30 protein-coding genes are annotated in these 25,406 nt (G+C 53.5%); 18 read left to right on the top strand and 12 right to left on the bottom strand.

Annotated features, from left to right (window positions below):
• Positions 1-74: 74 nt before the first annotated feature.
• Complete coding sequence (gene ulaG / locus DBY68_RS11485) at positions 75-1,139, bottom strand: L-ascorbate 6-phosphate lactonase (protein ID WP_015966199.1); 1,065 nt, start codon at positions 1,137-1,139, stop codon at positions 75-77.
• Between the two features lie 360 nt (positions 1,140-1,499).
• Between ulaG and ulaA the strand changes: the two genes are divergently transcribed.
• The 7 genes from ulaA (at position 1,500) to DBY68_RS11450 (ending at position 6,597) form a co-directional block, all read left to right on the top strand.
• Positions 1,500-2,897, top strand: coding sequence for a PTS ascorbate transporter subunit IIC (ulaA, locus tag DBY68_RS11480; protein WP_108476135.1), 1,398 nt, complete (start codon positions 1,500-1,502; stop codon positions 2,895-2,897).
• Between the two features lie 15 nt (positions 2,898-2,912).
• The gene (gene ulaB, locus DBY68_RS11475) at positions 2,913-3,218 is read left to right on the top strand and encodes a PTS ascorbate transporter subunit IIB (RefSeq protein ID WP_108476136.1); all 306 of its coding nucleotides are present in this window, start codon (positions 2,913-2,915) and stop codon (positions 3,216-3,218) included.
• 9 nt (positions 3,219-3,227) lie between these two features.
• Positions 3,228-3,692: a PTS ascorbate transporter subunit IIA gene (gene ulaC / locus DBY68_RS11470; protein ID WP_000776505.1), complete on the top strand. Its 465-nt coding sequence runs from the start codon at positions 3,228-3,230 to the stop codon at positions 3,690-3,692.
• Positions 3,693-3,705: 13 nt separating this feature from the next.
• Complete coding sequence (gene ulaD, locus DBY68_RS11465) at positions 3,706-4,356, top strand: 3-keto-L-gulonate-6-phosphate decarboxylase UlaD (protein ID WP_108476137.1); 651 nt, start codon at positions 3,706-3,708, stop codon at positions 4,354-4,356.
• 9 nt (positions 4,357-4,365) lie between these two features.
• A complete protein-coding gene (gene ulaE, locus DBY68_RS11460) occupies positions 4,366-5,220 on the top strand; it encodes an L-ribulose-5-phosphate 3-epimerase UlaE (protein ID WP_108476138.1) in 855 nt (284 codons plus the stop codon).
• Complete coding sequence (ulaF, locus tag DBY68_RS11455; RefSeq protein ID WP_108476139.1) at positions 5,220-5,906, top strand: L-ribulose-5-phosphate 4-epimerase UlaF; 687 nt, start codon at positions 5,220-5,222, stop codon at positions 5,904-5,906. The genes ulaE and ulaF overlap by 1 nt, the downstream gene beginning before the upstream one ends.
• A 139-nt stretch (positions 5,907-6,045) precedes the next feature.
• Positions 6,046-6,597 carry a DUF1440 domain-containing protein gene (locus tag DBY68_RS11450; protein ID WP_108476225.1) on the top strand — a complete coding sequence of 184 codons (552 nt, stop codon included), beginning with the start codon at positions 6,046-6,048 and terminating at the stop codon, positions 6,595-6,597.
• Positions 6,598-6,659: 62 nt separating this feature from the next.
• Here DBY68_RS11450 and yjfY read toward each other — a convergent pair whose 3' ends face one another.
• Complete coding sequence (gene yjfY, locus DBY68_RS11445) at positions 6,660-6,935, bottom strand: DUF1471 family protein YjfY (RefSeq protein WP_108476140.1); 276 nt, start codon at positions 6,933-6,935, stop codon at positions 6,660-6,662.
• 340 nt (positions 6,936-7,275) lie between these two features.
• On the opposite strand from yjfY, the gene rpsF reads away from it, so the two are divergent.
• The 5 genes from rpsF to DBY68_RS11420 all read left to right on the top strand — a co-directional run bounded on the left by rpsF (position 7,276) and on the right by DBY68_RS11420 (position 9,792).
• Positions 7,276-7,671 (top strand): 30S ribosomal protein S6, encoded by a 396-nt coding sequence (gene rpsF / locus DBY68_RS11440; RefSeq protein WP_015966190.1) that lies wholly within the window; start codon positions 7,276-7,278, stop codon positions 7,669-7,671.
• 6 nt (positions 7,672-7,677) lie between these two features.
• A complete protein-coding gene (gene priB, locus DBY68_RS11435) occupies positions 7,678-7,992 on the top strand; it encodes a primosomal replication protein N (protein WP_015966189.1) in 315 nt (104 codons plus the stop codon).
• 4 nt (positions 7,993-7,996) lie between these two features.
• Positions 7,997-8,224, top strand: a complete 228-nt coding sequence (rpsR, locus tag DBY68_RS11430; RefSeq protein WP_000135199.1) for a 30S ribosomal protein S18 — start codon at positions 7,997-7,999, stop codon at positions 8,222-8,224.
• 41 nt (positions 8,225-8,265) lie between these two features.
• The gene (rplI, locus tag DBY68_RS11425; protein ID WP_015368607.1) at positions 8,266-8,715 is read left to right on the top strand and encodes a 50S ribosomal protein L9; all 450 of its coding nucleotides are present in this window, start codon (positions 8,266-8,268) and stop codon (positions 8,713-8,715) included.
• Positions 8,716-8,859: 144 nt separating this feature from the next.
• Complete coding sequence (locus DBY68_RS11420; protein ID WP_108476141.1) at positions 8,860-9,792, top strand: DMT family transporter; 933 nt, start codon at positions 8,860-8,862, stop codon at positions 9,790-9,792.
• Between the two features lie 38 nt (positions 9,793-9,830).
• On the opposite strand, the gene DBY68_RS11415 is transcribed toward DBY68_RS11420, so the two are convergent.
• Positions 9,831-10,484, bottom strand: coding sequence for a LysM-like peptidoglycan-binding domain-containing protein (locus tag DBY68_RS11415; RefSeq protein ID WP_108476142.1), 654 nt, complete (start codon positions 10,482-10,484; stop codon positions 9,831-9,833).
• 231 nt (positions 10,485-10,715) lie between these two features.
• On the opposite strand from DBY68_RS11415, the gene fklB reads away from it, so the two are divergent.
• The 3 genes from fklB to DBY68_RS22910 all read left to right on the top strand — a co-directional run bounded on the left by fklB (position 10,716) and on the right by DBY68_RS22910 (position 13,476).
• A complete protein-coding gene (gene fklB / locus DBY68_RS11410) occupies positions 10,716-11,336 on the top strand; it encodes an FKBP-type peptidyl-prolyl cis-trans isomerase (protein WP_199538664.1) in 621 nt (206 codons plus the stop codon).
• Positions 11,337-11,647: 311 nt separating this feature from the next.
• A complete protein-coding gene (gene cycA / locus DBY68_RS11405; protein ID WP_108476144.1) occupies positions 11,648-13,054 on the top strand; it encodes a D-serine/D-alanine/glycine transporter in 1,407 nt (468 codons plus the stop codon).
• Between the two features lie 269 nt (positions 13,055-13,323).
• Positions 13,324-13,476, top strand: coding sequence for a Hok/Gef family protein (locus DBY68_RS22910; RefSeq protein WP_108476145.1), 153 nt, complete (start codon positions 13,324-13,326; stop codon positions 13,474-13,476).
• Positions 13,477-13,545: 69 nt separating this feature from the next.
• Here the strand turns inward: DBY68_RS22910 and ytfE are convergent, their stop codons facing one another.
• The 4 genes from ytfE to DBY68_RS11375 all read right to left on the bottom strand — a co-directional run bounded on the left by ytfE (position 13,546) and on the right by DBY68_RS11375 (position 17,111).
• Positions 13,546-14,208 (bottom strand): iron-sulfur cluster repair protein YtfE, encoded by a 663-nt coding sequence (gene ytfE / locus DBY68_RS11390; protein WP_108476146.1) that lies wholly within the window; start codon positions 14,206-14,208, stop codon positions 13,546-13,548.
• A 95-nt stretch (positions 14,209-14,303) separates the two neighbouring features.
• The gene (locus DBY68_RS11385; protein ID WP_108476147.1) at positions 14,304-15,281 is read right to left on the bottom strand and encodes a DMT family transporter; all 978 of its coding nucleotides are present in this window, start codon (positions 15,279-15,281) and stop codon (positions 14,304-14,306) included.
• A 75-nt stretch (positions 15,282-15,356) separates the two neighbouring features.
• On the bottom strand, positions 15,357-16,181 hold the full coding sequence (locus DBY68_RS11380) for an AraC family transcriptional regulator (protein WP_108476148.1): 825 nt from the start codon (positions 16,179-16,181) through the stop codon (positions 15,357-15,359).
• Between the two features lie 81 nt (positions 16,182-16,262).
• Positions 16,263-17,111, bottom strand: coding sequence for an SDR family oxidoreductase (locus DBY68_RS11375; RefSeq protein ID WP_108476149.1), 849 nt, complete (start codon positions 17,109-17,111; stop codon positions 16,263-16,265).
• 88 nt (positions 17,112-17,199) lie between these two features.
• Between DBY68_RS11375 and DBY68_RS11370 the strand changes: the two genes are divergently transcribed.
• Positions 17,200-17,580, top strand: a complete 381-nt coding sequence (locus tag DBY68_RS11370; RefSeq protein WP_108476150.1) for a helix-turn-helix domain-containing protein — start codon at positions 17,200-17,202, stop codon at positions 17,578-17,580.
• A gap of 111 nt (positions 17,581-17,691) precedes the next feature.
• On the opposite strand, the gene DBY68_RS11365 is transcribed toward DBY68_RS11370, so the two are convergent.
• Entirely contained in the window at positions 17,692-19,635 is a 1,944-nt protein-coding gene (locus DBY68_RS11365) for a bifunctional 2',3'-cyclic-nucleotide 2'-phosphodiesterase/3'-nucleotidase (RefSeq protein ID WP_108476151.1), read from the bottom strand.
• A 218-nt stretch (positions 19,636-19,853) separates the two neighbouring features.
• On the opposite strand from DBY68_RS11365, the gene cysQ reads away from it, so the two are divergent.
• The gene (gene cysQ / locus DBY68_RS11360; RefSeq protein WP_108476152.1) at positions 19,854-20,597 is read left to right on the top strand and encodes a 3'(2'),5'-bisphosphate nucleotidase CysQ; all 744 of its coding nucleotides are present in this window, start codon (positions 19,854-19,856) and stop codon (positions 20,595-20,597) included.
• Here cysQ and DBY68_RS11355 read toward each other — a convergent pair.
• A complete protein-coding gene (locus tag DBY68_RS11355) occupies positions 20,587-21,144 on the bottom strand; it encodes a YtfJ family protein (RefSeq protein WP_108476153.1) in 558 nt (185 codons plus the stop codon). The genes cysQ and DBY68_RS11355 overlap by 11 nt on opposite strands.
• A gap of 324 nt (positions 21,145-21,468) precedes the next feature.
• Here DBY68_RS11355 and DBY68_RS11350 point away from each other — a divergent pair, with 324 nt between their 5' ends.
• Complete coding sequence (locus DBY68_RS11350; RefSeq protein WP_015966176.1) at positions 21,469-21,675, top strand: DUF1107 domain-containing protein; 207 nt, start codon at positions 21,469-21,471, stop codon at positions 21,673-21,675.
• A gap of 65 nt (positions 21,676-21,740) precedes the next feature.
• Here DBY68_RS11350 and DBY68_RS11345 read toward each other — a convergent pair whose 3' ends face one another.
• From DBY68_RS11345 to DBY68_RS11335, 3 genes are all read right to left on the bottom strand, one after another.
• On the bottom strand, positions 21,741-23,081 hold the full coding sequence (locus DBY68_RS11345) for a hemolysin family protein (protein ID WP_108476154.1): 1,341 nt from the start codon (positions 23,079-23,081) through the stop codon (positions 21,741-21,743).
• Between the two features lie 149 nt (positions 23,082-23,230).
• Positions 23,231-24,253 (bottom strand): Gfo/Idh/MocA family oxidoreductase, encoded by a 1,023-nt coding sequence (locus DBY68_RS11340; RefSeq protein ID WP_108476155.1) that lies wholly within the window; start codon positions 24,251-24,253, stop codon positions 23,231-23,233.
• Positions 24,254-24,263: 10 nt separating this feature from the next.
• Entirely contained in the window at positions 24,264-25,331 is a 1,068-nt protein-coding gene (locus tag DBY68_RS11335) for a Gfo/Idh/MocA family oxidoreductase (protein WP_108476156.1), read from the bottom strand.
• Positions 25,332-25,406: the final 75 nt, after the last annotated feature.

Genomic DNA, 25,406 nt, shown 5'->3' with positions numbered 1-25,406 from the left:
GCCGGATAGTCTCTATCCGGCAAAGAAAAGTGTTGCATGCCGGATACATGAAGCGTATCCGGCAGAACAAAAGCTTACAGGAACGATTTGAACGGCAGATCCGGTTCAATGGTGAAGCAGTCGTCGAAACCACGCGGATAGTGGTATTCGAAGTTGTCTTTATCCAGCGGCCAGGTAAATTTACCGCCTACCTGCCAGATAAACGGCTTGAAGCCATATTTCAGACGATCTTTTTTCATCTCCCACAGTACGCGGATCTCTTGTGGATCGGCCTGGAAGTTTGACCAGATATCGTGGTGGAACGGGATAACGACTTTCGCATTCAGCGCTTCGCCCATACGCAGCATATCGGCGCTGGTCATTTTGTCCGTAATACCGCGTGGGTTCTCTCCATAGGAGCCTAAAGCCACATCGATCTGATACTCGTTTCCATGCTTCGCATAGTAGTTAGAGTAGTGGGAATCGCCGCTGTGATACAGGGAGCCGCCCGGCGTTTTGAACAGGTAGTTCACCGCGCGATCGTCCATGCCATCCGGCAGGACGCCAGCCGCTTTTTGATCGGCAGGCAGGGTAATCAGTGCAGTACGGTCAAATGCGTCAAGCGCATGAATTTCGATATCTTTTACTTTCACCACGTCGCCTGGTTTGACCACGATGCAACGCTCTTTCGGTACGCCCCAGCCAATCCATAAATCCACGCAGGTTTTCGGCCCGATAAACGGCACATCATCAGCGCAATTCTGCATCACGGCGGCGGCGACGTTTACATCAATATGATCGTTGTGATCGTGCGTGGCCAGTACGGCGTCGATCTGACGAATAGCAAACGGATCAAGAACAAACGGCGTGGTGCGCAGGTTAGGCTGGAGTTTTTTTACGCCCGCCATGCGCTGCATCTGGTGACCCTGTTTCATCAGCGGATTGCCGTGGCTTTGTTTACCGGTGCCACACCAGAAATCGACGCAGACATTGGTATTACCTTCTGATTTTAACCAGATACCCGTGCAGCCCAGCCACCACATTGCAAATGTTCCCGGCGCTACTTTCTCCTGCTCAATTTCTTCGTTCAGCCAGCAGCCCCATTCCGGGAAAGTGCTCAGGATCCAGGATTCACGTGTGATGGTTTCTACTTTACTCATGATTTATCCCTCTAAAATATTCAAAATACGTCATGCGGTGATTTGTTGTGATTGATAATGACGTGATTTTTTCAGGAATGCAATGGCTGTTTTTGTGCGCTTTTGTATGAATATTTGACGAGATAAGACTTTTGTAACTTGATGAATCAAAGTGCGTTATTTTTAATTCATTGATTATAAAAGGATATATCCTGAGTGCTTTACCGTGCGTGAAAAGCACACTGTTTGTATGATTATTATTGCGGCGTAAGTCACATTTAATCAAATTGAATCTTGTTGTGATTGTTTTTGATTATTAGAGTGTGCGAACTAACAGACGGACGTGCGCTGACCGCAGCGCCTTCATTTTCGGAGAGCGTTATGGATATCCTCTACAACATCTTTACCGTGTTTTTTAATCAGGTCATGACCAATGCCCCACTGCTGTTGGGTATCGTGACCTGTCTGGGTTACATCCTGCTGCGTAAAAGCGTCAGTGTAATTATCAAAGGCACTATCAAAACGATTATCGGTTTTATGCTGCTTCAGGCCGGTTCCGGCATTCTGACCAGCACCTTCAAACCGGTGGTGGCGAAAATGTCGGAGGTTTACGGAATTAATGGCGCAATTTCAGATACTTATGCGTCAATGATGGCGACCATCGACCGCATGGGCGATGCCTATAGCTGGGTGGGTTACGCCGTGCTGTTAGCGCTGGCGCTGAACATCAGTTACGTGCTGCTGCGTCGCATTACCGGTATTCGTACCATCATGCTCACCGGTCACATCATGTTCCAGCAGGCGGGGCTGATTGCCGTTACGCTGTTTATCTTCGGCTACTCCATGTGGACGACCATTATCTGCACCGCGATCATGGTTTCGCTCTACTGGGGCATTACCTCCAACATGATGTACAAGCCGACGCAAATCGTCACCGATGGTTGCGGTTTCTCCATCGGACACCAGCAACAGTTTGCCGCGTGGATTGCTTATAAAGTCGCACCATTCCTTGGCAAAAAAGAGGAGAGCGTTGAAGACCTCAAACTGCCTGGCTGGCTGAACATTTTCCACGACAACATCGTCTCCACGGCGATTGTGATGACTATCTTCTTTGGCGCCATTCTGCTCTCCTTCGGTATCGACACCGTACAGGCAATGGCTGGCAAGGTGCACTGGACGGTCTACATCCTGCAAACCGGTTTCTCTTTTGCGGTAGCGATTTTCATCATCACTCAGGGCGTGCGCATGTTTGTGGCGGAACTCTCTGAAGCGTTTAACGGTATCTCCCAGCGCCTGATCCCGGGGGCGGTTCTGGCGATTGACTGCGCCGCTATCTATAGCTTCGCGCCAAACGCTGTGGTCTGGGGCTTTATGTGGGGCACCATCGGTCAGCTGATTGCGGTTGGCATCCTGGTCGCCTGCGGCTCTTCGATCCTGATTATTCCTGGCTTTATCCCGATGTTCTTCTCCAACGCCACCATCGGCGTGTTCGCTAACCACTTCGGCGGCTGGCGTGCGGCGCTGAAGATTTGTCTGGTGATGGGGATGATTGAAATCTTTGGCTGTGTCTGGGCGGTGAAACTCACCGGTATGAGCGCCTGGATGGGCATGGCCGACTGGTCAATTCTGGCACCGCCGATGATGCAGGGCTTCTTCTCCATCGGTATCGCCTTTATGGCCGTCATCATTGTAATTGCACTGGTTTATATGTTCTTCGCGGGCCGCGCGCTGCGTGCTGAAGAAGATGCAGAAAAACAACTGGCAGAACAGTCTGCTTAATAAGGAGTTTTGATTATGACCGTACGTATTCTGGCTGTGTGTGGCAACGGACAAGGTAGTTCCATGATCATGAAGATGAAAGTGGACCAGTTTTTAACCCAGTCGAACATCGACCACACGGTAAATAGCTGCGCGGTTGGCGAGTACAAAAGTGAACTGAACGGCGCGGATATCATCATCGCATCAACGCACATTGCGGGCGAGATCTCCGTCACTGGCAACAAATATGTGGTTGGCGTGCGCAACATGCTCTCTCCGGCTGACTTTGGCCCGAAATTGCTGGAAGTGATCAAAGAACATTTCCCGCAGGACGTGAAGTAAGGACGCGCCATGAAATTACGTGATTCGCTGGCGGAAAATAAATCTATCCGTCTTCAGGCCGAAGCTGAAACCTGGCAGGACGCGGTGAAAATCGGCGTTGATCTGCTGGTGGCGGCGGATGTTGTCGAGCCGCGTTACTACCAGGCGATTCTGGATGCGGTTGAACAGCACGGCCCGTACTTTGTGCTCGCGCCAGGCCTGGCAATGCCGCACGGGCGTCCGGAAGAGGGCGTTAAGAAAACCGGCTTTGCGCTGGTGACGCTGAAAAAGCCGCTGGAGTTCAACCACGAAGATAACGACCCGGTGGATATCCTCATCACCATGGCGGCGGTCGATGCCAACACTCACCAGGAAGTGGGCATCATGCAAATCGTCAACCTGTTTGAAGATGAAGAGAATTTCGACCGTTTACGCGCCTGCCGTACCGAGCAGGAAGTACTGGATCTCATTGACCGCACCAACGCGGCTGCTTAAGAAGGAATTGAAGATGTCATTACCCATGTTGCAAGTCGCGCTGGACAACCAGACTATGGACAGCGCCTACGAAACCACTCGCCTGATTGCCGAAGAAGTCGACATTATCGAAGTGGGCACCATTCTGTGTGTGGGCGAAGGTGTACGTGCGGTTCGTGACCTGAAAGCGCTTTATCCGCACAAAATCGTGCTGGCTGACGCCAAAATCGCCGATGCGGGAAAAATTCTTTCTCGTATGTGCTTCGAAGCTAACGCTGACTGGGTGACCGTGATTTGCTGTGCGGATATCAACACCGCCAAAGGTGCGCTGGACGTGGCGAAAGAGTTTAACGGCGACGTGCAGATCGAACTGACTGGCTACTGGACCTGGGAACAGGCGCAGCAGTGGCGTGACGCAGGCATTGGGCAGGTGGTTTATCACCGCAGCCGTGACGCGCAGGCCGCAGGCGTGGCGTGGGGCGAAGCGGATATTACCGCGATCAAACGCCTTTCCGACATGGGCTTCAAAGTAACCGTCACCGGTGGCCTGGCGCTGGAAGATCTGCCACTGTTCAAAGGCATTCCCATTCATGTCTTTATCGCTGGCCGTAGCATCCGTGATGCCGCCTCTCCGGTTGAAGCCGCGCGTCAGTTCAAACGTTCCATCGCCCAACTGTGGGGCTAAGGAGCGGATATGTTGTCCAAACAAATCCCGCTTGGCATCTATGAAAAAGCGCTCCCCGCCGGGGAGTGCTGGCTGGAACGCCTGCAACTGGCAAAAACGTTGGGCTTCGACTTTGTCGAGATGTCAGTCGATGAAACTGACGAGCGTCTGTCGCGCCTCGACTGGAGCCGCGAGCAGCGTCTGGCGCTGGTGAATGCAATTGTTGAAACCGGCGTGCGCGTGCCGTCTATGTGTCTTTCTGCCCATCGTCGTTTCCCGCTGGGCAGCGAAGATGACGCGGTGCGGGCGCAGGGGGTGGAGATTATGCGTAAAGCTATCCAGTTTGCCCAGGATGTCGGCATTCGCGTGATCCAACTGGCGGGCTACGACGTTTACTACCAGGAAGCCAATAACGAAACGCGTCGTCGTTTTCGTGATGGCCTGAAAGAGAGCGTTGAGATGGCGAGCCGCGCGCAGGTGACGCTGGCGATGGAGATCATGGATTATCCGTTGATGAACTCCATCAGCAAGGCGCTGGGCTACGCGCACTATCTCAACAATCCGTGGTTCCAGCTTTATCCGGACATTGGCAACCTGTCGGCGTGGGATAACGACGTACAGATGGAATTGCAGGCCGGAATCGGGCACATCGTCGCGGTGCATGTGAAAGACACCAAACCGGGTGTCTTCAAAAACGTGCCGTTTGGTGAAGGCGTAGTGGATTTCGAACGTTGCTTCGAAACGCTCAAACAGAGTGGTTATTGCGGGCCTTACCTGATTGAGATGTGGAGCGAAACGGCGGAAGACCCGGCGGCGGAAGTGGCGAAAGCGCGTGATTGGGTGAAAGCGCGCATGGCGAAAGCGGGCATGGTGGAGGCGGCATAATGCAAAAGCTCAAACAGCAAGTTTTTGAAGCCAACATGGATCTGCCGCGTTACGGGCTGGTGACCTTTACCTGGGGCAACGTCAGCGCCATCGACCGTGAACGCGGGCTGGTGGTGATCAAGCCCAGCGGCGTCGCCTACGAAACCATGCAAGCGGCCGATATGGTGGTGGTCGATATGAGCGGCAAGGTCGTAGACGGTCAGTATCGTCCGTCTTCCGACACCGCGACGCATCTCGAACTCTACCGTCGTTACCCGTCGCTTGGCGGCATTGTTCATACCCACTCCACGCATGCTACCGCATGGGCGCAGGCGGGGCTGGCAATTCCGGCGCTAGGCACCACGCACGCCGACTACTTCTTTGGCGATATCCCGTGTACGCGTGGATTAAGCGAAGAAGAAGTGCAGGGTGAGTATGAACTGAACACCGGCAAAGTGATTATCGAAACGCTGGGTGACGCCGAGCCGCTGCATACGCCGGGGATTGTGGTGTACCAGCACGGGCCATTCGCCTGGGGTAAAGACGCTCACGACGCGGTGCATAACGCGGTGGTGATGGAAGAAGTGGCGAAGATGGCGTGGATTGCGCGCGGTATTAACCCGCAGTTGAATCCCATCGACGGCTACCTTATGAACAAACACTTCATGCGGAAACATGGCCCCAACGCCTATTACGGGCAGAAGTAACTAAGCGCCCCGTCGTTGAGTCTCCTCAGGGATGTCATCGGTCAGGCGACGGGGCCTTTTTTTTAGTAATAAAGCGGCCTGCCAGGGATAAAAGACAGACCCTTATTCGTCTTTGTATATGGAATATTGCGGGGTTTCTATGGCGCTTAAAGGACTTTTTGTGAGAACCGATCCTGATCGTCGTCGCTATGGTGTGGCGACCTTTGTTGGATTTGCCGCAGGTATCATGTCGGCCTTTGTGAAGTGGGGGGCAGAAGTCCCTTTGCCACCGCGTACTTTTTCTGGCGGTCGGGATGAATTTAATCCGCCTTATATATTCTTACGAGATTATATGGGCATTGATCCTACTCAAACAGTCTATACCTTCTCTGAACATGTGATTAATCCTGTGATGGTAACGCACATTATTTTTTCGCTTGTTTTTGCGATTGGATATTGCGTTGTTGCAGAGTGCTTCCCAAAAGTGAAGCTCTGGCAGGGCGTCCTTGCCGGGTTAATCGTGACGGTTGCCGTGCATGGGATATTTTGCCCAGTATTAAATCTGACGCCACCGTTAACGGAACTACCAATCGATGAGTATGTTTCTGAAATATTGGGGCATGTTTTTTGGTTTTGGGTCATTGAGCTGATAAGACGTGATTTACGTAATCGCATAACGCATGAGCCTGACCCAGAGGTTGCGTTACCGTAAAATGTAAAATGCAGTTGTTCGGACAAACCGGACAACTGCATTTTCTGGCATATCACTGGTGCTTAACGATAAATATCGGCACTGGCATGTATCACGCCATTACTCCCCGGCTCATGCATTAATATCGGGCGGAAATATGTCGCGCCCTGAGCGTCGCTCTCTTCATTCAGCGCGAGCTCGGCCTCGCTGACCGTCGCGAGATTATGGTTGATATAAATGACCCCTAAGCTCTGCACATCGTCCATATTGCGAGCCTGGCGGGCGTCGATTTTGATGGCGGCGGAGACGTTCGCACTTAGAAACAGCGCCGCGAGAATGGCAATGGTGATGTTTTTCATCCTGTACGCTCCACTTCAGCACTGACGTTACGGAAACTTTGCTCCTCTCAAAACGGTTATTCTCTGATTAAAGTGTAATCGTTTCTCGTCGTGCAAATCGTGACCATTTTTGATGGGGTTGTTCAAAAAAGCAGCGTGTCTGATGCTGTTTGATTCTAAATCATCGCCTTAGACCCGCTTTACGCTTTGTGCGAATTATTTGTGCAATCACCTTGAGTTTCACAGGCCGTACAAGTATTATGACGCGTCAATTTTTCAGCCGCCCTTTAACACGTTCCTTGCCTCCATGGGCCGCGGCTGACCCAGACAGGAGGCTGAATAATCCGTAAGGAGCAATTCGATGCGTCATTACGAAATCGTTTTTATGGTCCATCCTGACCAGAGCGAACAGGTTCCGGGCATGATCGAGCGCTACACTGGTGCAATCACTGCAGCAGAAGGTACGATCCACCGTCTGGAAGACTGGGGCCGCCGTCAGCTGGCTTATCCGATCAACAAACTGCACAAAGCTCACTACGTTCTGCTGAACGTTGAAGCGCCGCAGGAAGCGATCGATGAGCTGGAAACTAACTTCCGCTTCAACGATGCCGTTATCCGCAGCATGGTTATGCGTACCAAACACGCTGTTACCGAAGCATCTCCGATGGTTAAAGCGAAAGACGAGCGTCGTGAACGTCGCGATGATTTCGCAAACGAAACCGCAGATGATGCTGAAGCTGGGGATTCTGAAGAGTAATTTCTGATGACCAACCGTCTGGCGCTGTCCGGCACCGTGTGCAGGGCTCCCCTTCGAAAGGTCAGTCCATCAGGAATTCCTCACTGCCAGTTCGTGCTTGAGCATCGTTCTGTGCAAGAGGAAGCCGGCTTTCACCGGCAGGCGTGGTGCCAAATGCCCGTTATTATTAGCGGACACGAAAACCAGGCCATTACTCACAGTATAACGGTCGGTAGCGCAGTCACCGTTCAGGGTTTTATCTCTTGCCACAAAGCAAAGAATGGCCTGACAAAAATGGTTCTGCATGCCGAGCAGATTGAATTGATAGATTCTGGAGACTAGCCATATGGCACGTTATTTCCGTCGTCGCAAGTTCTGCCGTTTCACCGCGGAAGGCGTTCAAGAGATCGACTATAAAGATATCGCTACGCTGAAAAACTACATCACCGAAAGCGGTAAGATTGTCCCAAGCCGTATCACCGGTACCCGTGCAAAATACCAGCGTCAGCTGGCTCGCGCTATCAAACGCGCTCGCTACCTGTCCCTGCTGCCGTACACTGATCGTCATCAGTAATCGGTCACGGTCCATTAATACGACTTTGAGAGGATAAGGTAATGCAAGTTATTCTGCTTGATAAAGTAGCAAACCTGGGTAGCCTGGGTGATCAGGTTAACGTTAAAGCGGGCTATGCTCGTAACTTCTTGGTACCACAGGGTAAAGCTGTTCCTGCTACCAAGAAAAACGTTGAGTTCTTCGAAGCACGCCGTGCTGAACTGGAAGCTAAACTGGCTGACGTTCTGGCTGCTGCTAACGCACGCGCTGAAGCAATCAACGCACTGGGCACTGTTACCATCGCGTCTAAATCTGGCGACGAAGGTAAACTGTTCGGTTCCATCGGTACTCGCGACATCGCTGATGCAGTTTCTGCTGCTGGCGTTGCTGTTGCTAAGAGCGAAGTTCGTCTGCCGAACGGCGTTCTGCGTACCACTGGTGAGCACGAAGTTGACTTCCAGGTTCACAGCGAAGTATTCGCTAAACTGGTTGTAAACGTTGTTGCTGAGTAATTAATTACTCATCACCACGACAAGACGCCGGCCCTGTGCCGGCGTTTTGCTTTTTATCGCCCCCGCGTTAATGCTGGTATGGTAGCTATTTCTCATACAATCCATGATAATAAATGAAACGTTATTTTAACTCTGGTGTATGGAATGGAAACTGCCTGCCCGGCTCCTGTCTTTGCCCGTAAACATGTTGCATATGCCTGCGCAACGCTATGTTGCCTGTTATGGGGAAGTTCTTACCCTGCCATCAAAAACGGTTATGAACTCTTTCACATTGCGACTGACGATATTCCGTCGAAAATTGTCTTTGCTGGCTATCGGTTCCTGTTTGCCGGGCTGGTATTGCTGCTTTTCGCGCTGGCACAGCGTAAACCTATCGCACGCCTGAGCGGTCGCCAGTTCGGTCAGCTCACGCTGTTGGGGCTCACGCAAACCTCGATTCAGTACGCCTTCTTCTACATCGGACTTGCGTTTACTACTGGCGTGAAAGGCTCAATCATGAATGCGACGGGCACTTTCTTTAGCGTGCTGCTGGCGCACTTTATCTACCAGAATGACCGCCTGAGTTATAACAAAACCATCGGCTGCGTGCTGGGTTTTATCGGCGTGATGCTGGTGAATTTCAACCACTCGCTGGCGGATTTCAGCTTTGTCTGGCAGGGCGATGGTTTTGTCGTCCTGGCCGCCTTTATCCTGTCGGCGGCTACGCTCTATGGTAAGCGTATCTCACAAACGGTCGACCCGACGGTGATGACGGGCTGGCAACTGGCAATCGGTGGTGGCGCGTTAGTCGTGGGCGGCTATCTTACGGGCGGCCATCTGGCGATTGAGAGCACAACGGCGCTGGCTATTCTCGCCTATCTGGTGTTCCTCTCCTCCGTCGCTTTCGCCCTATGGAGCGTGATTCTCAAATACAACCGCGTCAGCATGATTGCACCGTTTAACTTTGTCATTCCGGTTGCGGGGACGGTGCTTTCGGCTATTTTCCTCGGCGAAAATATTCTTGAAGTGAAATACGCCGTGGCGCTGGTGTTGGTGTGTTCGGGGATTTGGTGGGTAAATAAAGTCAGTAAGAAATAAGGTCAGCCCGATGATGCCGTTATCATCGGGCGAGTAAATTACCGCGCGCGAATAAAGCTGCCGTTCGGCTGGCGAGTAAACAGCACTTGTCCATTTCCGGTATCAATGGTTAGCCCCGTTACGACACCGCTGGCGTTCTGGCGAATTTGTACCATCTGACCGTTTTGTAGATTGCTCAGCGGCTTGCCTGCGCCCTCCACCTGTGCCATTGCGTAAACATCCGTTGCCGGAAGATTATGGTCGCGGAACAGTTGCGCCAGCGTTTTACCCGATTCTACCCGATAGGATCGCCATTGTTGGTCGATGCCCTGATTCTCCTGGAACGGCTGCGTTTGCGGCTGGCTTTGCGCCTGTGGCTGCTCTTGCTCCTGCGGCTGTTCTTCAGGAATGGGTTCCGGTTCAACGGGGGCAACCAGACCGGGATCGTTGCTCGGCGTCACCAGTTGCGTTTGCATTGGCGCGTTATCGGGCTGTGGGCGTGATTGTGACTGCACATCGAGCTGCGCAGTGCGGCTTACCGGATCGGGCGTAGTGTCGTCGTTGGACGGCAGCAGAAAGCCGATGACCACCGCCAGCGCTGCAATAATAATGCCACGGCGGTGCATGGTCGGTAGCGGATCCATGATGCGAAGATTATCCGGCGCATGCCAAATCTTCACCAGCGTAGGTTTCAACTCAAATCGCCCGGGCATGGTTTTCCTCCTGCTCCGCGTCTTTTATTATCCTCGTCACGAGTATAGCTGGCTAACTGCCTGAACGGCGAGGCAAAGCGCGCTTTCGCAACACATCCTAAGGCAAGATCATTCTCTCAGCCTATTGTTTCTTTTTCCCCGCGATTTGTCATCTTTCCTGACACAAAGTTTACCGTACAGAGCATGGCTGTTATGCTGCCCGCTACTTTATACCCGAAGAAAGGAAAGACAATGGCCACCCCGACTTTTGACACCATCGAAGCACAGGCAAGCTACGGCATCGGCCTGCAGGTAGGACAGCAGCTGAGCGAGTCCGGTTTGCAGGGCCTGCTGCCGGAAGCACTGGTTGCCGGCATCGCCGACGCACTGGAAGGCAAACAGCCTGCCGTGCCGGTTGAAGCGGTACACCGTGCGCTGCGTGAAATCCACGAACGTGCTGATGCGGTGCGTAAAGAACGTTTTGCGGCGATGGCGGCAGACGGTGTGAAATACCTGGAAGAAAACCGTGAGAAAGAGGGCGTAAACAGCACCGAATCGGGTCTGCAGTTCCGTGTTCTGACTCAGGGTGAAGGTGCAATTCCGTCGCGCACCGATCACGTTCGCGTGCATTACACCGGTAAACTGATCGACGGAACCGTATTTGACAGCTCCGTTGCCCGCGGCGAACCGGCTGAATTCCCGGTTAATGGCGTCATCGCAGGCTGGATCGAAGCGCTGACCCTGATGCCGGTTGGCTCCAAATGGGAACTGACTATCCCTCATAACCTGGCCTACGGCGAGCGCGGCGCTGGCGCGTCCATCCCGCCGTTCAGTACCCTGGTCTTTGAAGTCGAGCTGCTGGAAATCCTGTAAGCTTCTGTCATCCCCTCTCCTTATGGTGAGGGGATGATTAAAATCAGTGGTTAATCCTTAAGTTAGACATTTGCTGGCGTTTTATCTTGCAAATACATCTATTGCGTGTATTTTTGTGACGTGTTTCCCATAGTTGGAGTGATATAACACTCACTTTCAACATATAATTAACATTATATTCAAATCATAGTATTCATCCCGCCGATTCTTACCTAATATCGAGTCATCCTATTATGGGATCGTCTCATTAGATGAAATAAAGGCCACAAGAGCCTGCACAACACAGACAGAACCAACAGGAAGAAAATCACATGGTAGATCAGATAAAAGTCGCAGCCGACGAAGAACAGGCTCCGGCCGAACAATCGCTGCGGCGAAACCTTACTAACCGGCATATTCAGCTTATTGCAATTGGTGGCGCAATTGGTACCGGGCTGTTTATGGGTTCCGGAAAAACCATTAGCCTTGCCGGCCCATCGATTATTTTTGTTTATATGATAATCGGCTTCATGCTCTTCTTCGTGATGCGTGCGATGGGCGAACTGCTTTTATCCAACCTCGAATATAAATCTTTCAGCGACTTCGCCGCCGACCTGCTTGGCCCATGGGCGGGCTATTTCACCGGCTGGACTTACTGGTTCTGTTGGGTGGTCACCGGCATGGCCGACGTTGTGGCGATAACCGCCTATGCGCAGTTCTGGTTCCCTGGGCTGTCGGATTGGGTCGCGTCGCTCGCCGTTGTTGTGCTGCTTCTGAGCCTGAACCTCGCTACCGTGAAGATGTTCGGTGAGATGGAGTTCTGGTTTGCGATGATCAAAATCGTCGCCATCGTGGGGCTAATTGTTGTGGGCCTGGTGATGGTGCTGATGCACTTCCAGTCGCCAAACGGCACCGAAGCTTCCTTTGCACACCTTTGGAATGACGGTGGCTGGTTCCCGAAAGGCATTAGCGGCTTCTTCGCTGGCTTCCAGATAGCGGTCTTCGCCTTCGTGGGGATCGAACTGGTGGGGACAACGGCTGCGGAAACGAAAGATCCGGAAAAATCCCTGCCGCGTGCGATCAACTCGATTCCGATTCGTATCATCATGTTCTACGTCTTTGCGCTGATCATCATCATGTCGGTCACCCCGTGGAGTTCTGTGGTGCCTGAGAAGAGCCCGTTCGTTGAACTGTTTGTGCTGGTCGGTCTACCGGCCGCGGCAAGTATCATCAACTTTGTAGTGCTGACATCAGCGGCATCTTCCGCAAACAGTGGCGTGTTCTCAACCAGCCGTATGCTGTTCGGCCTGGCACAGGACGGCGTAGCGCCGAAAGCGTTCGCCAAGCTCTCTAAACGCGCGGTACCGGCGAAAGGGCTGACCTTCTCCTGTATCTGCCTGCTGGGCGGCGTGGTGCTGCTGTATGTGAACCCAAGCGTGATCGCGGCGTTTACCATGATCACCACCGTCTCTGCGATCCTGTTTATGTTCGTGTGGACGATTATTCTGTGTTCTTACCTGGTCTACCGCAAACAGCGTCCGCATCTGCACGAGAAATCGATCTATAAGATGCCGCTGGGTAAAGTAATGTGCTGGGTCTGCATGGCGTTCTTTGCGTTCGTAATCGTTCTGCTGACGCTGGAAACCGATACCCGTCAGGCGCTGATCGTCACCCCGCTGTGGTTCGTGATTCTGGGGCTGGGCTGGATGTTCCTGAGAAAGAAAGCCATCGCTAAATAAGCGGATGGAAAATGTCAAAAAGGTGCTTAACGGCACCTTTTTTATGCCCGTCTAAACGTATTCCGAAAATTATATTTGGCTGTATAAATAAACAGTGTTTTGCGCGGCGAGGGGTATGATTGCTGGCGGGTGCCTGAGGCTTTCTGACTTCAGGCTACTGCGGAGGTCGGAGAGAGGAGGCCCCAGGAAGATGTTAACTATCAACCTGAGGCTGACTACCCGACCCTAACAATCGGATAGTAGCCTCTTCTTCGCATGGAGGCAACGCGATGCTGACAAAATACGCCCTTGTGGCAATCATAGTGCTCTGTTTTACGGTGCTGGGATTGGCGTTAATGATGGGAGGTTCGCTCTGCGAATTGAGCGTCAAGGAGCGCGGTATTGAGTTTAAGGCTGTTCTCGCTTGCGAAACGAAGAAATAGCCGTTATGCGGGGAGCAATCCCCGCATAGTCGGATCCGATTCCTGGGAGAGGAACCTAAGGCACCTTTTTTATTCACCCGCCAGCGCGCGCGGGAACAGCACGTTGTTTTCGAGGCTGATGTGTTCCATCAGATCGTCGATCATTTCATTGATGCCGTTATACATCGCTTTCCAGGTGGTGCAGGCTTCAGGTGGAATGGTGACATTGTTGGTGGTGTGCTTAATCACTTCCAGCAGTTCACCCGCTTCATCGTGCTCGCTTTCCATTACGCTGATGGGCCCCATCGCCTGGCTGCCCATGCCCTGTTTGATCATCGGGAAAAGAATCTGCTCCTCTTTCATCATGTGGCTGGAGAGCTCCTGATGCAGCATCGTCAGATATTTAGCCAGCCCTTTTGGCACGTTTGGTTTATCGGCGTGTACGCGTTCAACTTTGGTGGCCTGTAAAATCAGTTCCGGCAGTTGTTCACGGTGGCGGTCGTGGTAGCGCGGAATAATGTAATCGATGATTTCACCCAGCGGAGCGGTACGCCAGTCCTTCTCAACCGGCTGCTCAGCCAGTTTTGCCAGCTCAGATTCAATCACTTCAACGTCGAGTTCTTTGCGAGCCGCAGCGCGAGCCAGGGTTTGCTTACCGCCGCAGCAGTAGTCCATATCGTATTTACGAAACAGCGCGGATGCGCGTGGGATGGAGAGCGCCAGCTCACCTAAAGGTTGGTCGCGAAAGGCCATGGTCGTTACCTCGTCATCGATAATATAAGATGCATTTTAAATGCATCTTTATGGCGAAGATATACCCCTTTGGGGGTGTTTCGTAAGATGCGCTATCACATATTTTTTGCCTCTTTGCTCAGCTCCCGCAGCGCTGGCTTAACGGGCTTCGCGCGTACCGCAATCACCACGCCTAGCACCAGCAGGGCAATGCCGCTCAGGGTCAGCAGCGGCGGTACATTCTGGCGAAGTATGAAGGTATAAAGCAACCCGGCCAGCGTCTCGAACACGATAAGCGGCCCAAGGATCACTGTAGGTAAACGCTGGCTGGCGATATTCCAGCACAGCGCGCCCACCCATGAGCAGAGTACGGCGATGGCAATCATCAGTGTGATAAAAACGAGCGGACGTGGGCCAAACGGCAGCGGAAAACCTTCAGGCTGGGTGCTCAGCCAGCCGCAGGCGGCAACATAACCCAGCAGCGACACCGGCAGTGTCACCAGCGCCTGTGCGGTGGCCCACATCATCGGATGTTTATCCGGGTTTTCCCGCAGCCAGCGCGCGTTACGCAGGGCATACCACGCCCAACATACAACCGAGACTAACGCCAGCGCGATACCCGATGCGTAGCGTATCCAGTTAAAGTCCTGCAAGCCGTGGCTTAACTCGGCGATATTCACGCACGCCAGACCAATACCAATACAGATAAGCGCCGGAGCCAGTTTTGACCAGGCGAGTTTGCCGTCGCGCTGGCTATAAAGAAGATTAGCGAAAACCGGAATAACCACAGGCAAGGTACCGATGATCATGGTCGACACCGGCGCACCAGTGCGCTGAATGGCGCTTGCCAGACACACGTAATAAATCAGATTGCCCATCATGGTTAGCGCCAGTGCGGTAAACCAGTCGCGCCGATTGAGCTGTCTTAACCGCGCGCGGCCGAGCCATGCCAGTGGCACGGCGATAAGTCCCAGCGCCAGATAACGCCCGGTCGATTGCAAAACCGCGGGATATTCCGGCACGATCAACGGCCCGACAAAAATCAAACCCCACATCAACCCCGCCAGCAGAGCATACAGCACACCACTAATCATTTTCACATCCACATTGACCACTGTTCGCCACAGTGTAGGTGGGCGCAGGGCGGGAATATTGTACCGGATTGCGCATTAGCGCCGGGAAACCTGTTTCTGGTAGCGCACCGGGGTAATCCCATAGCGACGGGTAAAGGCGCGGGTGAGATGCGACTGATCGGTAAGGCCGGTGGCCGCCGCCACCTCGGCCGCAGGCATGCCGTGGGTGAGGAATGCTTTCGCGCGCCACAGGCGGATTGCCATCAGCATCTGATGCGGGGTGACGTGGAAATGGGCTTTAAACTGGCGCTGAAAATGATACGGGCTGAGGGATACGACATGCGCCAGCTCATCAAGCGTTACGGGGTGCATGTAGTTATCGTGCAGATAGTCGCGAACCTGGTCGAAGCGATGGCTGGCTTCCGCGTTCTGCGGCGCGTGGTGGGCGAAGGGGCGGAAGGTATCAATAAGATCGAGCAGAACGCCTTGTTGGGCCAGCGGATCGCGGGTATGCCACAACTGATATATCTGCTGGCCGATAAGCTGCGAGCGCTGCGGGTCATGGCGCAACACATCGCTAAACCACCAGTGACGAACGCCGGTGATCTCTTCAAGCTGCGTCGGGTCGAGGTAAATCATGCGATAACGCCAGCCGTCGGCAGTTTCCGCCTCACCCGTATGGAGTTCGTCGGGGTTCATGGTGACAATCGAGTTCACCGACGCGACATACTGGCTGCCGCGATAGCGAAAACGCTCCGCGCCCTGCTCAATAGTACCGATGCCGAAGGCTTCATGCGTATGTGGTTCGAAAGCGTAGCGGGAGATATGCGCGTGATACAACTCAACCCCCGGCACCTGTGCCAGGTGCCGGAAGTTGGCGCTATCTTTTTCGTCTGTGAAGTGGTCAGGTACGCCCTGCACGGCTTGGCTCCTCCGGTATCATCTCTTCATTATCGAAGATGACCCGGAAGGACGCTATAAAATTTAACCCATGAGTAACCTTCACAGGATGTTTTTGACGCTCTCAGCAAGCGTGGTGGTCGGGCGGCCAATCACTTTGCTCAGCGTTTTGCTGTCATCAAACAGACCACCTTTCGATGCGCCCGTATCGGAATCCGCCAACATGTCCGCCAGGCCAGCCGGCAGCCCGACGCCTTTCAGCGCAGCAGCGAAATCGGCTTCGCTCAGGTTCTGGTAGGTCACCGGTTTGCCGCTCTGTTTGGTCAACTCTGCCGCTAACTGCGTCAGCGTCCAGGCGCTGTCGCCTGCCAGTTCATACACCTTGCCTTCGTGATTGGCTTCGCTAATGACACGCGCAGCGGCGGCTGCATAATCGGCACGTGTCGCCGACGCAATTTTGCCGTCGCCCGCCGCGCCAATAAATACACCGTGTTCCAGCGCTGCCGGGGCGCTGGCGAGATAATTCTCGGTGTACCAGCCGTTGCGAAGCAGGGTGTATGCGATGCCGGAATCGGCCAGCATTTTCTCTGTTGCAACATGTTCCTCGGCGAGGCCGAGCGGTGATTTATCTGCGTGCAGCAGGCTGGTATAAGCGATAAATTTCACGCCCGCAGCCTTAGCGGCATTTATGACATTGCGGTGCTGGGTCGCACGCTGACCGACTTCGCTGGAAGAGATCAGTAGTAGTTTTTCCACACCCTGAAGGGCTGACTTCAGCGCGACCGTATCGCCGTAGTCGCCCTGGCGAACGTTAATACCTTGTTCGGTCAGCGCCTGCGCTTTTACCGGGTTACGCACAATCGCCACAATAGTGCTGGCGGGAACGGTTTTCAGTAAGGATTCGATAACATGGTGGCCCAGTTGGCCGGTAGCGCCGGTAATTGCGATCATGGGGAGTCTCCATCTGTTTGTCTTGTGTTTGATTACGCTAACACCTAAACTTACTTTTAGTAAGTACGCACAAAAAGGTAAGTATGAAATGAGTCAGGTGAGCCTGTCGCAGCAGCTTAAAGAGGGAAATCTCTTCGCTGAGCAGTGCCCGTCGCGTGATGTGTTGAAACATGTCACCAGCCGCTGGGGCGTATTGATTCTGGTCGCACTGCGCGAAGGTACGCATCGCTTCAGTGATTTGCGCCGCAAAATGGGCGGGGTGAGTGAAAAGATGCTCGCCCAGTCGTTACAGGCGCTGGAGCAGGATGGTTTTCTCAACCGTGTTTCTTATCCTGTGGTACCGCCGCATGTGGAGTATAGCCTCACGCCGCTGGGCGAGCAGGTAAGCGAGAAGGTCGCCGCGCTGGCCGACTGGATTGAACTGAATTTGCCAGAGGTGCTGGCTGGGCGGGATGAGCGTGTGGGCTGATGCCCCTCTCCCCGGCCCTCTCCCACAGGGAGAGGGAGAAAACTGGCGCAGAACGTTAATACCGCACTATCGGTTCCCTCTCCCTGTGGGAGAGGGTTAGGGTGAGGGGCATTACTTCCTCAAATCCACCTGATAAACCGCAAACCCGATATCATCGGTCGCCACCTGTTTCATCGGGTACTGTGCCTTCTCTTTAATAAACGCCGCTGCTTTCTCAGATGGCGAGGTTTCAAAGCGAATATCCAGCGCGGCCTTGCTGGCAATCGGCGCTAAGCGCCAGTTGTTATCCGCTGCCGGGTGAATGGCACCCGCGCGTTTCGATTCGGCACTTATCCAACTGGCCAGTACGGAGCGGTTCTCGTCCGGCGAGGCAAACGCGATATGTCCGTCGCCCGTGCCCGCGAACTTCCCGCCGTAGGCACGATAGTTATTGGTCGCCACCAGGAACGTTGCGTTCGGGTCGATCGGCTTCCCGTTAAATTTCAGATCTTTCACGCGTTCCGCTTTTGGGTTCACCGTCTGACATTCGCCGTCGTAGCGTGCCGGTTGGCTGACATCAATTTGATACGTCACGCCGTCAATAACGTCAAAGTTATAGGTGCGGAAGCCATCCCAGTTGATGAGCGACTGCGGTTTCGTGCTGGTTGGGTCAATCTGGTTAAACTGTCCGGCGGAACACTCCAGCCACTCCTTAACCTCTTTACCGCTGGCTTTCACCACGACCAATGTGTTCGGATAGAGATACAGATCGGCGGCGTTACGGAATGTCAGTTGACCTTTCTCGACCTCGACATAGCTCGCCGGGTCGTTCTTACGTCCACCGGCTTTAAACGGCGCGGCGGCGGAAAGCACCGGCAGTTTTGCCAGGTCCGGGTCACCCTGAATGTAGTGCTCGACGTAGGCTTTCTGCGCCATATTGACGACCTGCACGGTCGGGTCGTCCTGTACCAGCGACAGGAAACTGTACATATTGTCGGACGATTTTCCGATAGGCTTGCTGACAAACTCGCGTGTGGCGTCGTGATCCGTTTTTAAGATTTCAACCAGCTTGCGGTCTTCCGCCGCCAGCGATTTTTTGGCCGCGGTATCGTAAATCGGGCGTGCTTCCGCTTTCGACGACGTCACCTGCCATTTGCCGCTGTCGTTATTCAGCACCAGATCGACCACGCCCAGATGGTCGCCCCACATCCCCGGCATCACCGCAGGCACACCGTTCAGCGTCCCTTTATCAAGGTCGACGCCTTTGATATCCGCAAAATCTTTCCCCGGGAAAACGGCGTGCGCGTGGCCAAACATAATCGCATCGACGCCCGGCACTTCACTCAGGTAGTAAACGGAGTTCTCGGCCATCGCCTGATACGGGTCGGCTGAAAGCCCGGAGTGAGCAATTACTACCACCACATCCGCGCCGTTTTTACGCATCTCCGGCACATAGCGGCGGGCGGTTTCAGTGATGTCGTTAACCGTCACTTTGCCGTCAAGGTTGGCTTTATCCCAGGTCATGATTTGCGGCGGGACAAAACCGATATAGCCGATACGCAGCGTATGTGTTGCGCCGTCGTTATCTTTCACCGTGATTTCTTTTATCAAATAGGGAGTAAAAAGCGGCTTCTTGCTCTTAACATCAATGATATTGGCGTTAATGTACGGAAATTTTGCACCGGCGATGGCCTTATGCAGGAAGTCCAGCCCATAGTTAAACTCATGGTTCCCCAGGTTTCCCACCACGTAATCGAGCGTGTTCATCGCCTTATAAACCGGATGGATATCCCCGGTTTTTAAGCCTTTTGCTGCCGCATAATCACCCATTGGGCTACCCTGAATGACATCGCCGTTATCAACCAGCACGCTATTTACTGCTTCCGCGCGGGCGGCGTTGATCAGGCTGGCCGTGCGGACCAGTCCGAATTTCTCTGTCGCAGAATCTTTGTAATAGTCGAAATCCATCATATTGCTGTGCAAATCAGTAGTTTCCATAATGCGGAGATCGACCGTGGCGGCATTGACGCTGGCGGCAATCAGCGTGGCCAGGAGCGTTGCGCTAAACTTAATCATCGGGAGGCGTCCTTTTCAGATCCAGGGCACATAAGAAAATGTATGTACATTCTATTGCTTACGAGAATGTGAATCATGCCAGAAAAGGATGAGCGGAAACCGGCAACGCTTCACAGATATCCTGACCCGGCGGCGCCGATGGGCATGGCGCAATGCGTGACGATGCGATATAAATAAAACAACGAGTTAACACCACTGTAATTTTAACGAGGTGGAGAATGTTAGAACAAGTATGTCAGCTTGCACGGAATGCGGGCGATGCCATTATGCAGGTTTATGATGGAGCGCTACCGATGGACGTTGCCAGCAAGAAAGACGATTCTCCCGTCACGGCAGCGGATATCGCAGCGCACCATGTGATTGTTAACGGCTTACAGGCGTTGGCGCCTGACATTCCGATTCTGTCGGAAGAGGATCCTCCGGGCTGGGATGTGCGTCAGCACTGGCAGCGTTACTGGCTGGTGGATCCACTGGATGGCACCAAAGAATTTATTAAGCGCAACGGTGAATTCACCGTCAATATTGCCCTGATTGAGCACGGTAAACCGGTGCTGGGCGTGGTGTACGCGCCGGTCACGCAGGTGATGTACAGCGCAGCGGAAGGCAAAGCGTGGAAAGACGAATGCGGCGTACGTAAGCAAATTCACGCCCGCGATGCCCGCCCGCCGCTGGTAGTGATCAGCCGCTCACACAGTAACGATCCGGAACTCGTGGAATATTTACAACAACTGGGTGAGCATCAGACCACCTCTATCGGCTCCTCGCTCAAGTTCTGCCTGGTGGCGGAAGGGCAGGCACAGCTTTACCCACGCTTTGGGCCGACCTGTGTCTGGGATACCGCAGCAGGGCACGCGGTGGCCGTTGCCGCCGGGGCGCGGGTTCACGACTGGCAGGGGAAAACCCTTGACTACACGCCACGTGAATCCTTCCTCAACCCCGGCTTCCGCGTCGCTATTTTTTAAGTAATTTATGCAGCAGGGTCACCACCTGCTGCACTTCGTCCTGGGTTAAGGCCCCATCTTTCGCCCACTGCACGCGGCCATCTTTATCCAGTACCGCAATGGCTGAACTCTCTTCTTCCAGTTGCCAGGCTTTCTTCACCACGCCGTTGCTGTCGACCACAATCTGCGACCATGGGAAGAGCTTTTTATTGCTCTCCAGACTGTTACGCACAAACATGCCAGTGCCCGGAATGGCATCGTCGGTATTAACAATGGTGGTGGTTTGATAACGATCATGGGGTAATTTCGCCGCTTTAATGGCTTCTATTAGCCCGGCATTCTTCTCTTTGGCAGAGGTGCGCCCGGCAATATGTTGCACCACTCGCACTTTTCCAGGAAGCTGCGCGCTATTCCAGTTTTTGTAGCTAAACTTATCATTGTCGAGCATCAATTCACCGCGATCGGCAACGCCTACCGCAGGTACGCGTTCCCCCTCTTTAAACGCGTGAGCGGACGCCATCAACGGCATTAACAGGCATGAAATGGCCAACAGAGAACGTAAGGTCATGGTGTGTCCTTCTTTTTATGCAGGTGATCCGACCACTTGGCCGATGCTTTTAAGCATAAGTGCTATTGATATGTTTTTCCCGCAAGGTTAGTGCCACTTTGTGGGGGAACGCACATAACCGCAGTAAATCGAAGGCTTATACTGTATTCATCGTATAGCTGAAAAGAAAATTCTCAATTATTGTAATAAAAAGGTAAATAAAGCTCCCTATACTAGGGTAGCTCTGTGGTTATGGACTATAGTTAACGGGTATTTAACATTGCGCCCCGGAGCGTTGAACCAAATTTGGAATCAACAAGGGCGTTATACTCGCAGGAGATAAGAATGAAAATTTTCCAACGCTACAACCCGCTTCAGGTGGCAAAGTACGTAAAAATCCTGTTCCGTGGACGGTTGTACATCAAGGACGTTGGTGCTTTTGAGTTTGATAAGGGGAAAATTTTGCTCCCCAAGATTAAGGACAAGCAGCACTATTCTGTGATGTCCGAGGTCAACCGCCACGTTATGCGTCTGCAAACCGAGATGGCATAACGGCAGCTAGCGGCAGAAAAGCAAACGGCTCCCAATGGGAGCCGTTGATGTTTTCAGAGACGTGTTTAAGCCGCTGTACCTTTCTCTTCGATTTCAGCCTGTTTTGGCACTAACACCGTCGGCTTATTATCGATTCGCGTGACCAGCAACTGGTCGATGCGGTAGTTATCAATATCCACCACCTCGAACTTGTAGCCGGAGAACTTCACCGCATCGGTGCGTTTCGGGATTTTACGCAGCATAAACATCATGAAGCCGCCGATGGTTTCGTAGTTGCCAGACTGCGGGAAGTCGTCGATATCCAGCACGCGCATCACGTCGTCAATCGGCGTGCCGCCGTCGATGAGCCATGAGTTTTCATCGCGCGCCACGATCTGCTCTTCCAGACCCTGGCCGACCAGGTCGCCCATCAGGGTGGTCATCACGTCGTTCAGAGTGATGATACCCACCACCAGCGCGTATTCGTTCATGATAACCGCGAAGTCTTCACCCGCCGTTTTAAAGCTTTCCAGCGCTTCAGAAAGGGTAAGCGTGTCCGGCACAATCAGGGTATTGCGGATCTGCACGCCGCTGTTCAGCGCCATACTCTGGTTTGCCAGCACGCGGTTCAGCAGATCTTTCGAATCGACATAACCAATGATGTGGTCGATATCTTCGTTACACACCAGGAACTTAGAGTGCGGATGCTCGGCCACTTTGTTTTTCAGGCTCTGCTCATCTTCATGCAGGTCAAACCAAATCACGTTCTCGCGCGACGTCATGGAAGAGGGCACAGTACGTGATTCCAGCTCAAACACGTTTTCAATCAGTTCGTGTTCCTGTTTACGCAGCACGCCCGCCAGCGCGCCTGCTTCCACCACGGCATAAATGTCATCAGAGGTGATGTCATCTTTACGCACCATCGGCAGTTTAAAGATACGGAAGATGACGTTAGCGAGGCCGTTGAAGAACCAGACCAGCGGACGGAAGACCAGAAGACAGAAGCGCATCGGGTTGATGATGCGCAAAGCCACGGCTTCTGGCGAAATCATACCGATGCGCTTCGGCGTCAGGTCGGCGAACAGAATAAACAGGCCGGTCACCAGCGAGAAGGAGAGAATAAAGCTCAGCTGCTCGGCGAGCTCAGGAGACATGTAATTTAAAAACAGGCTGTGGAACGCCGGTGAGAATGCCGCATCGCCCACGATACCGCCGAGAATGGCGACCGCGTTAAGGCCAATTTGCACCACGGTGAAGAACATACCGGGATTTTCCTGCATTTTCAGGATGCGTTGCGCATTCACATTGCCTTCATCGGCCAGCAGCTTGAGTTTGATTTTACGGGAGGCAGCCAGCGAGATCTCAGATATCGAGAAAAAGGCGCTGACGGCAATCAGGCAAAGTATTACTAAAATACTGTTTAACATATCTTATCCGACCGTTAAGGCCAGATCCTCGGAAGGGAAGTTGAACGTCGTGTGGAATACACTAAAAACCGGCCCGAAGGCACTGGACCGGCGAATTCGCAGCTAGTATAGCGTAAAAGAGTGTAAATTCGCCAGTGGGCGAATTTTGCTTAACGGGGAAGGTCTATCCAGCGGCGCTGCGCCGAGGATTGATAAAGGGCGTTGACCATTTGCAGCGAGACCGCCGCATCGTGAATATCGGCCCCACCGTACTGCGTAGGGTCGAGGAGTGCCGCGTAGAAATCGTTGATGGCCTGGCGGTGGCTATCGCCCCAGTAGCGTTTAATGTTGCCGTGCGGCAGTTCATCGTTAATGAGTGCCGTGCGTTGTTCATCAATGACCTGCCAGAGTGTATTGCGTTCCAACTGGAGAAAACCGCGCTCAAAATGGATCTCCAGCGCCAGCGGGGAATCGGTGGTGTAGCAGTTGGTGGCGTAGAAAATGCCGCGCGCGCCGTTGTTAAACGCCATCGTTGCCATCGCTGAATCTTCGGTTTCGATAAGCGATTCAAGCAGGCTCGTTTCCACCACGCCCTTAATGCGCCGCACGCCGCCAGCAAACCACTGCATCAAATCCAGCGTATGAATCGCCTGATTAATTAACAGGCTGCCGCCTTCCGTGGCCCAGCGGCCACGCCATGGGCTGTCGTTATAGTACGCGCCGTGGCGATGCCAGGTGAGGTTCGCTTTGATGCTCAACATGTTGCCAAGCGTTCGATCCTGAATAATCTGGCGGATGCGCTGGCTGGTGGGGTTTAGGCGATTCTGGTAGCAGACCGCAAGCTGCGTATCGGCACGCTCGACGGCAGCCTGGATCTGCGCCAGTTCACTCCCATTCATGACGACAGGCTTTTCACTAAAGACGTGTTTGTCCGCCGCCAGTGCGGCGATGATCATCTCCCGGTGCAGGTGATGGGGTGTACAGATGTGCACCACATCGACCTTCGCATCGGCCAGCAGGTCGCGGTAGTCGGCGTAAAAGCGGCAATGATACTTTTCTGCCAACGCCCGGCCCTTGTCGACATCCGTATCAACAAGTGCGTACAGCCGGGCTTGCGGATGCTGGCGTATCGGCTCTGCATGACAACCGTGAATAGCGCCAGCGCCGATGATCGCGGCATGAATGGGTTCCATAATGCCTCCATTAGGCCTGTGCATTGGCCAGCATTTGCGCCTTCACGCACAGCTCGGCGGCTTTAAACGTGTGTTCCTGGGTCATGGCATTTTCGGTGCGGTTCAGGCAATCGAGAATCAACTGGCCGAAGTAGGGGAAGCCCACTTTACCCGCCACCGGATAGCGGAATTCGCCCTCTTTGTTGACCAGATAAACCACATCCTGCTCCTGACGGGTAATATCGACATACTTGCGAATTTCGATATAGCCGTCGGTGCCCAGCAACGTCAGGCGACCGTCGCCCCAGCTTGAAAGGCCGTCTGGCGTAAACCAGTCGCAGCGGAAATAGCCGGTTGCACCGTTATCGCCCGCCAGCATCGCGTCGCCGAAATCTTCAAATAGCGGATACTGCGGATGATTGACGTTGCGCACCTGGCTTGCCACCACGCGCGCGTTGCGGTTGCCGGTATAAAAGAGGAATTGCTCAATCTGATGGCTACCGATATCGCACAGAATGCCGCCGAATAGCGCTTTATCGTAGAACCATTCCGGGCGGCCTTCGCCTTCGCGATGCGGCCCAACGCCCAGCGTTTGCATTACGCGGCCAATCGCCCCTTGTTCCACCAGTTGCCCGGCGAAGACGGCGCTTTCAACGTGCAGACGCTCGCTGTAATAGACCGCGTATTTACGCCCGGTTTCCCGCACTTTGCGTTTTGCCTGTTCCAGTTGCGCCAGGGTGGTCAGCGGCGCTTTATCGGTGAAATAATCTTTGCCTGCATCCATCACTTTCAGGCCCAGCGGGCAGCGCTCGCAAGGCACGGCAGCACCTGCAACCAACTGTACGCTGGCGTCGTTAAGAATGGTTTCCAGAGCGTCAGCCACCTTCACCTGCGGATACTGCTCGACGAATTTTGCCACTTTAGCCGGGTCGGGATCGAACACCCACTTCAGCGTTGCGCCCGCTTCAATCAGGCCGTTACACATGCCGTAGATGTGGCCGTGGTCCAGCGCGGCGGCGGCAATGATAAATTCGCCCGGTGCAACGACCGGCTGCGGTTTGCCCACCGGGGCGTAGTTCATACCGTCTTTGATGCTCATTGTTGTGTTCCTTTATGGCTGCGGTGCAGGATTTTCCCCCTCACCCTAACCCTCTCCCTGTGGGAGAGGGCCGGG

Source organism: Pseudocitrobacter sp. RIT415, from assembly GCF_003057695.2.
Lineage (GTDB): Bacteria > Pseudomonadota > Gammaproteobacteria > Enterobacterales > Enterobacteriaceae > Pseudocitrobacter > Pseudocitrobacter faecalis.
This window is presented reverse-complemented; position numbering and strand designations above follow the sequence as displayed.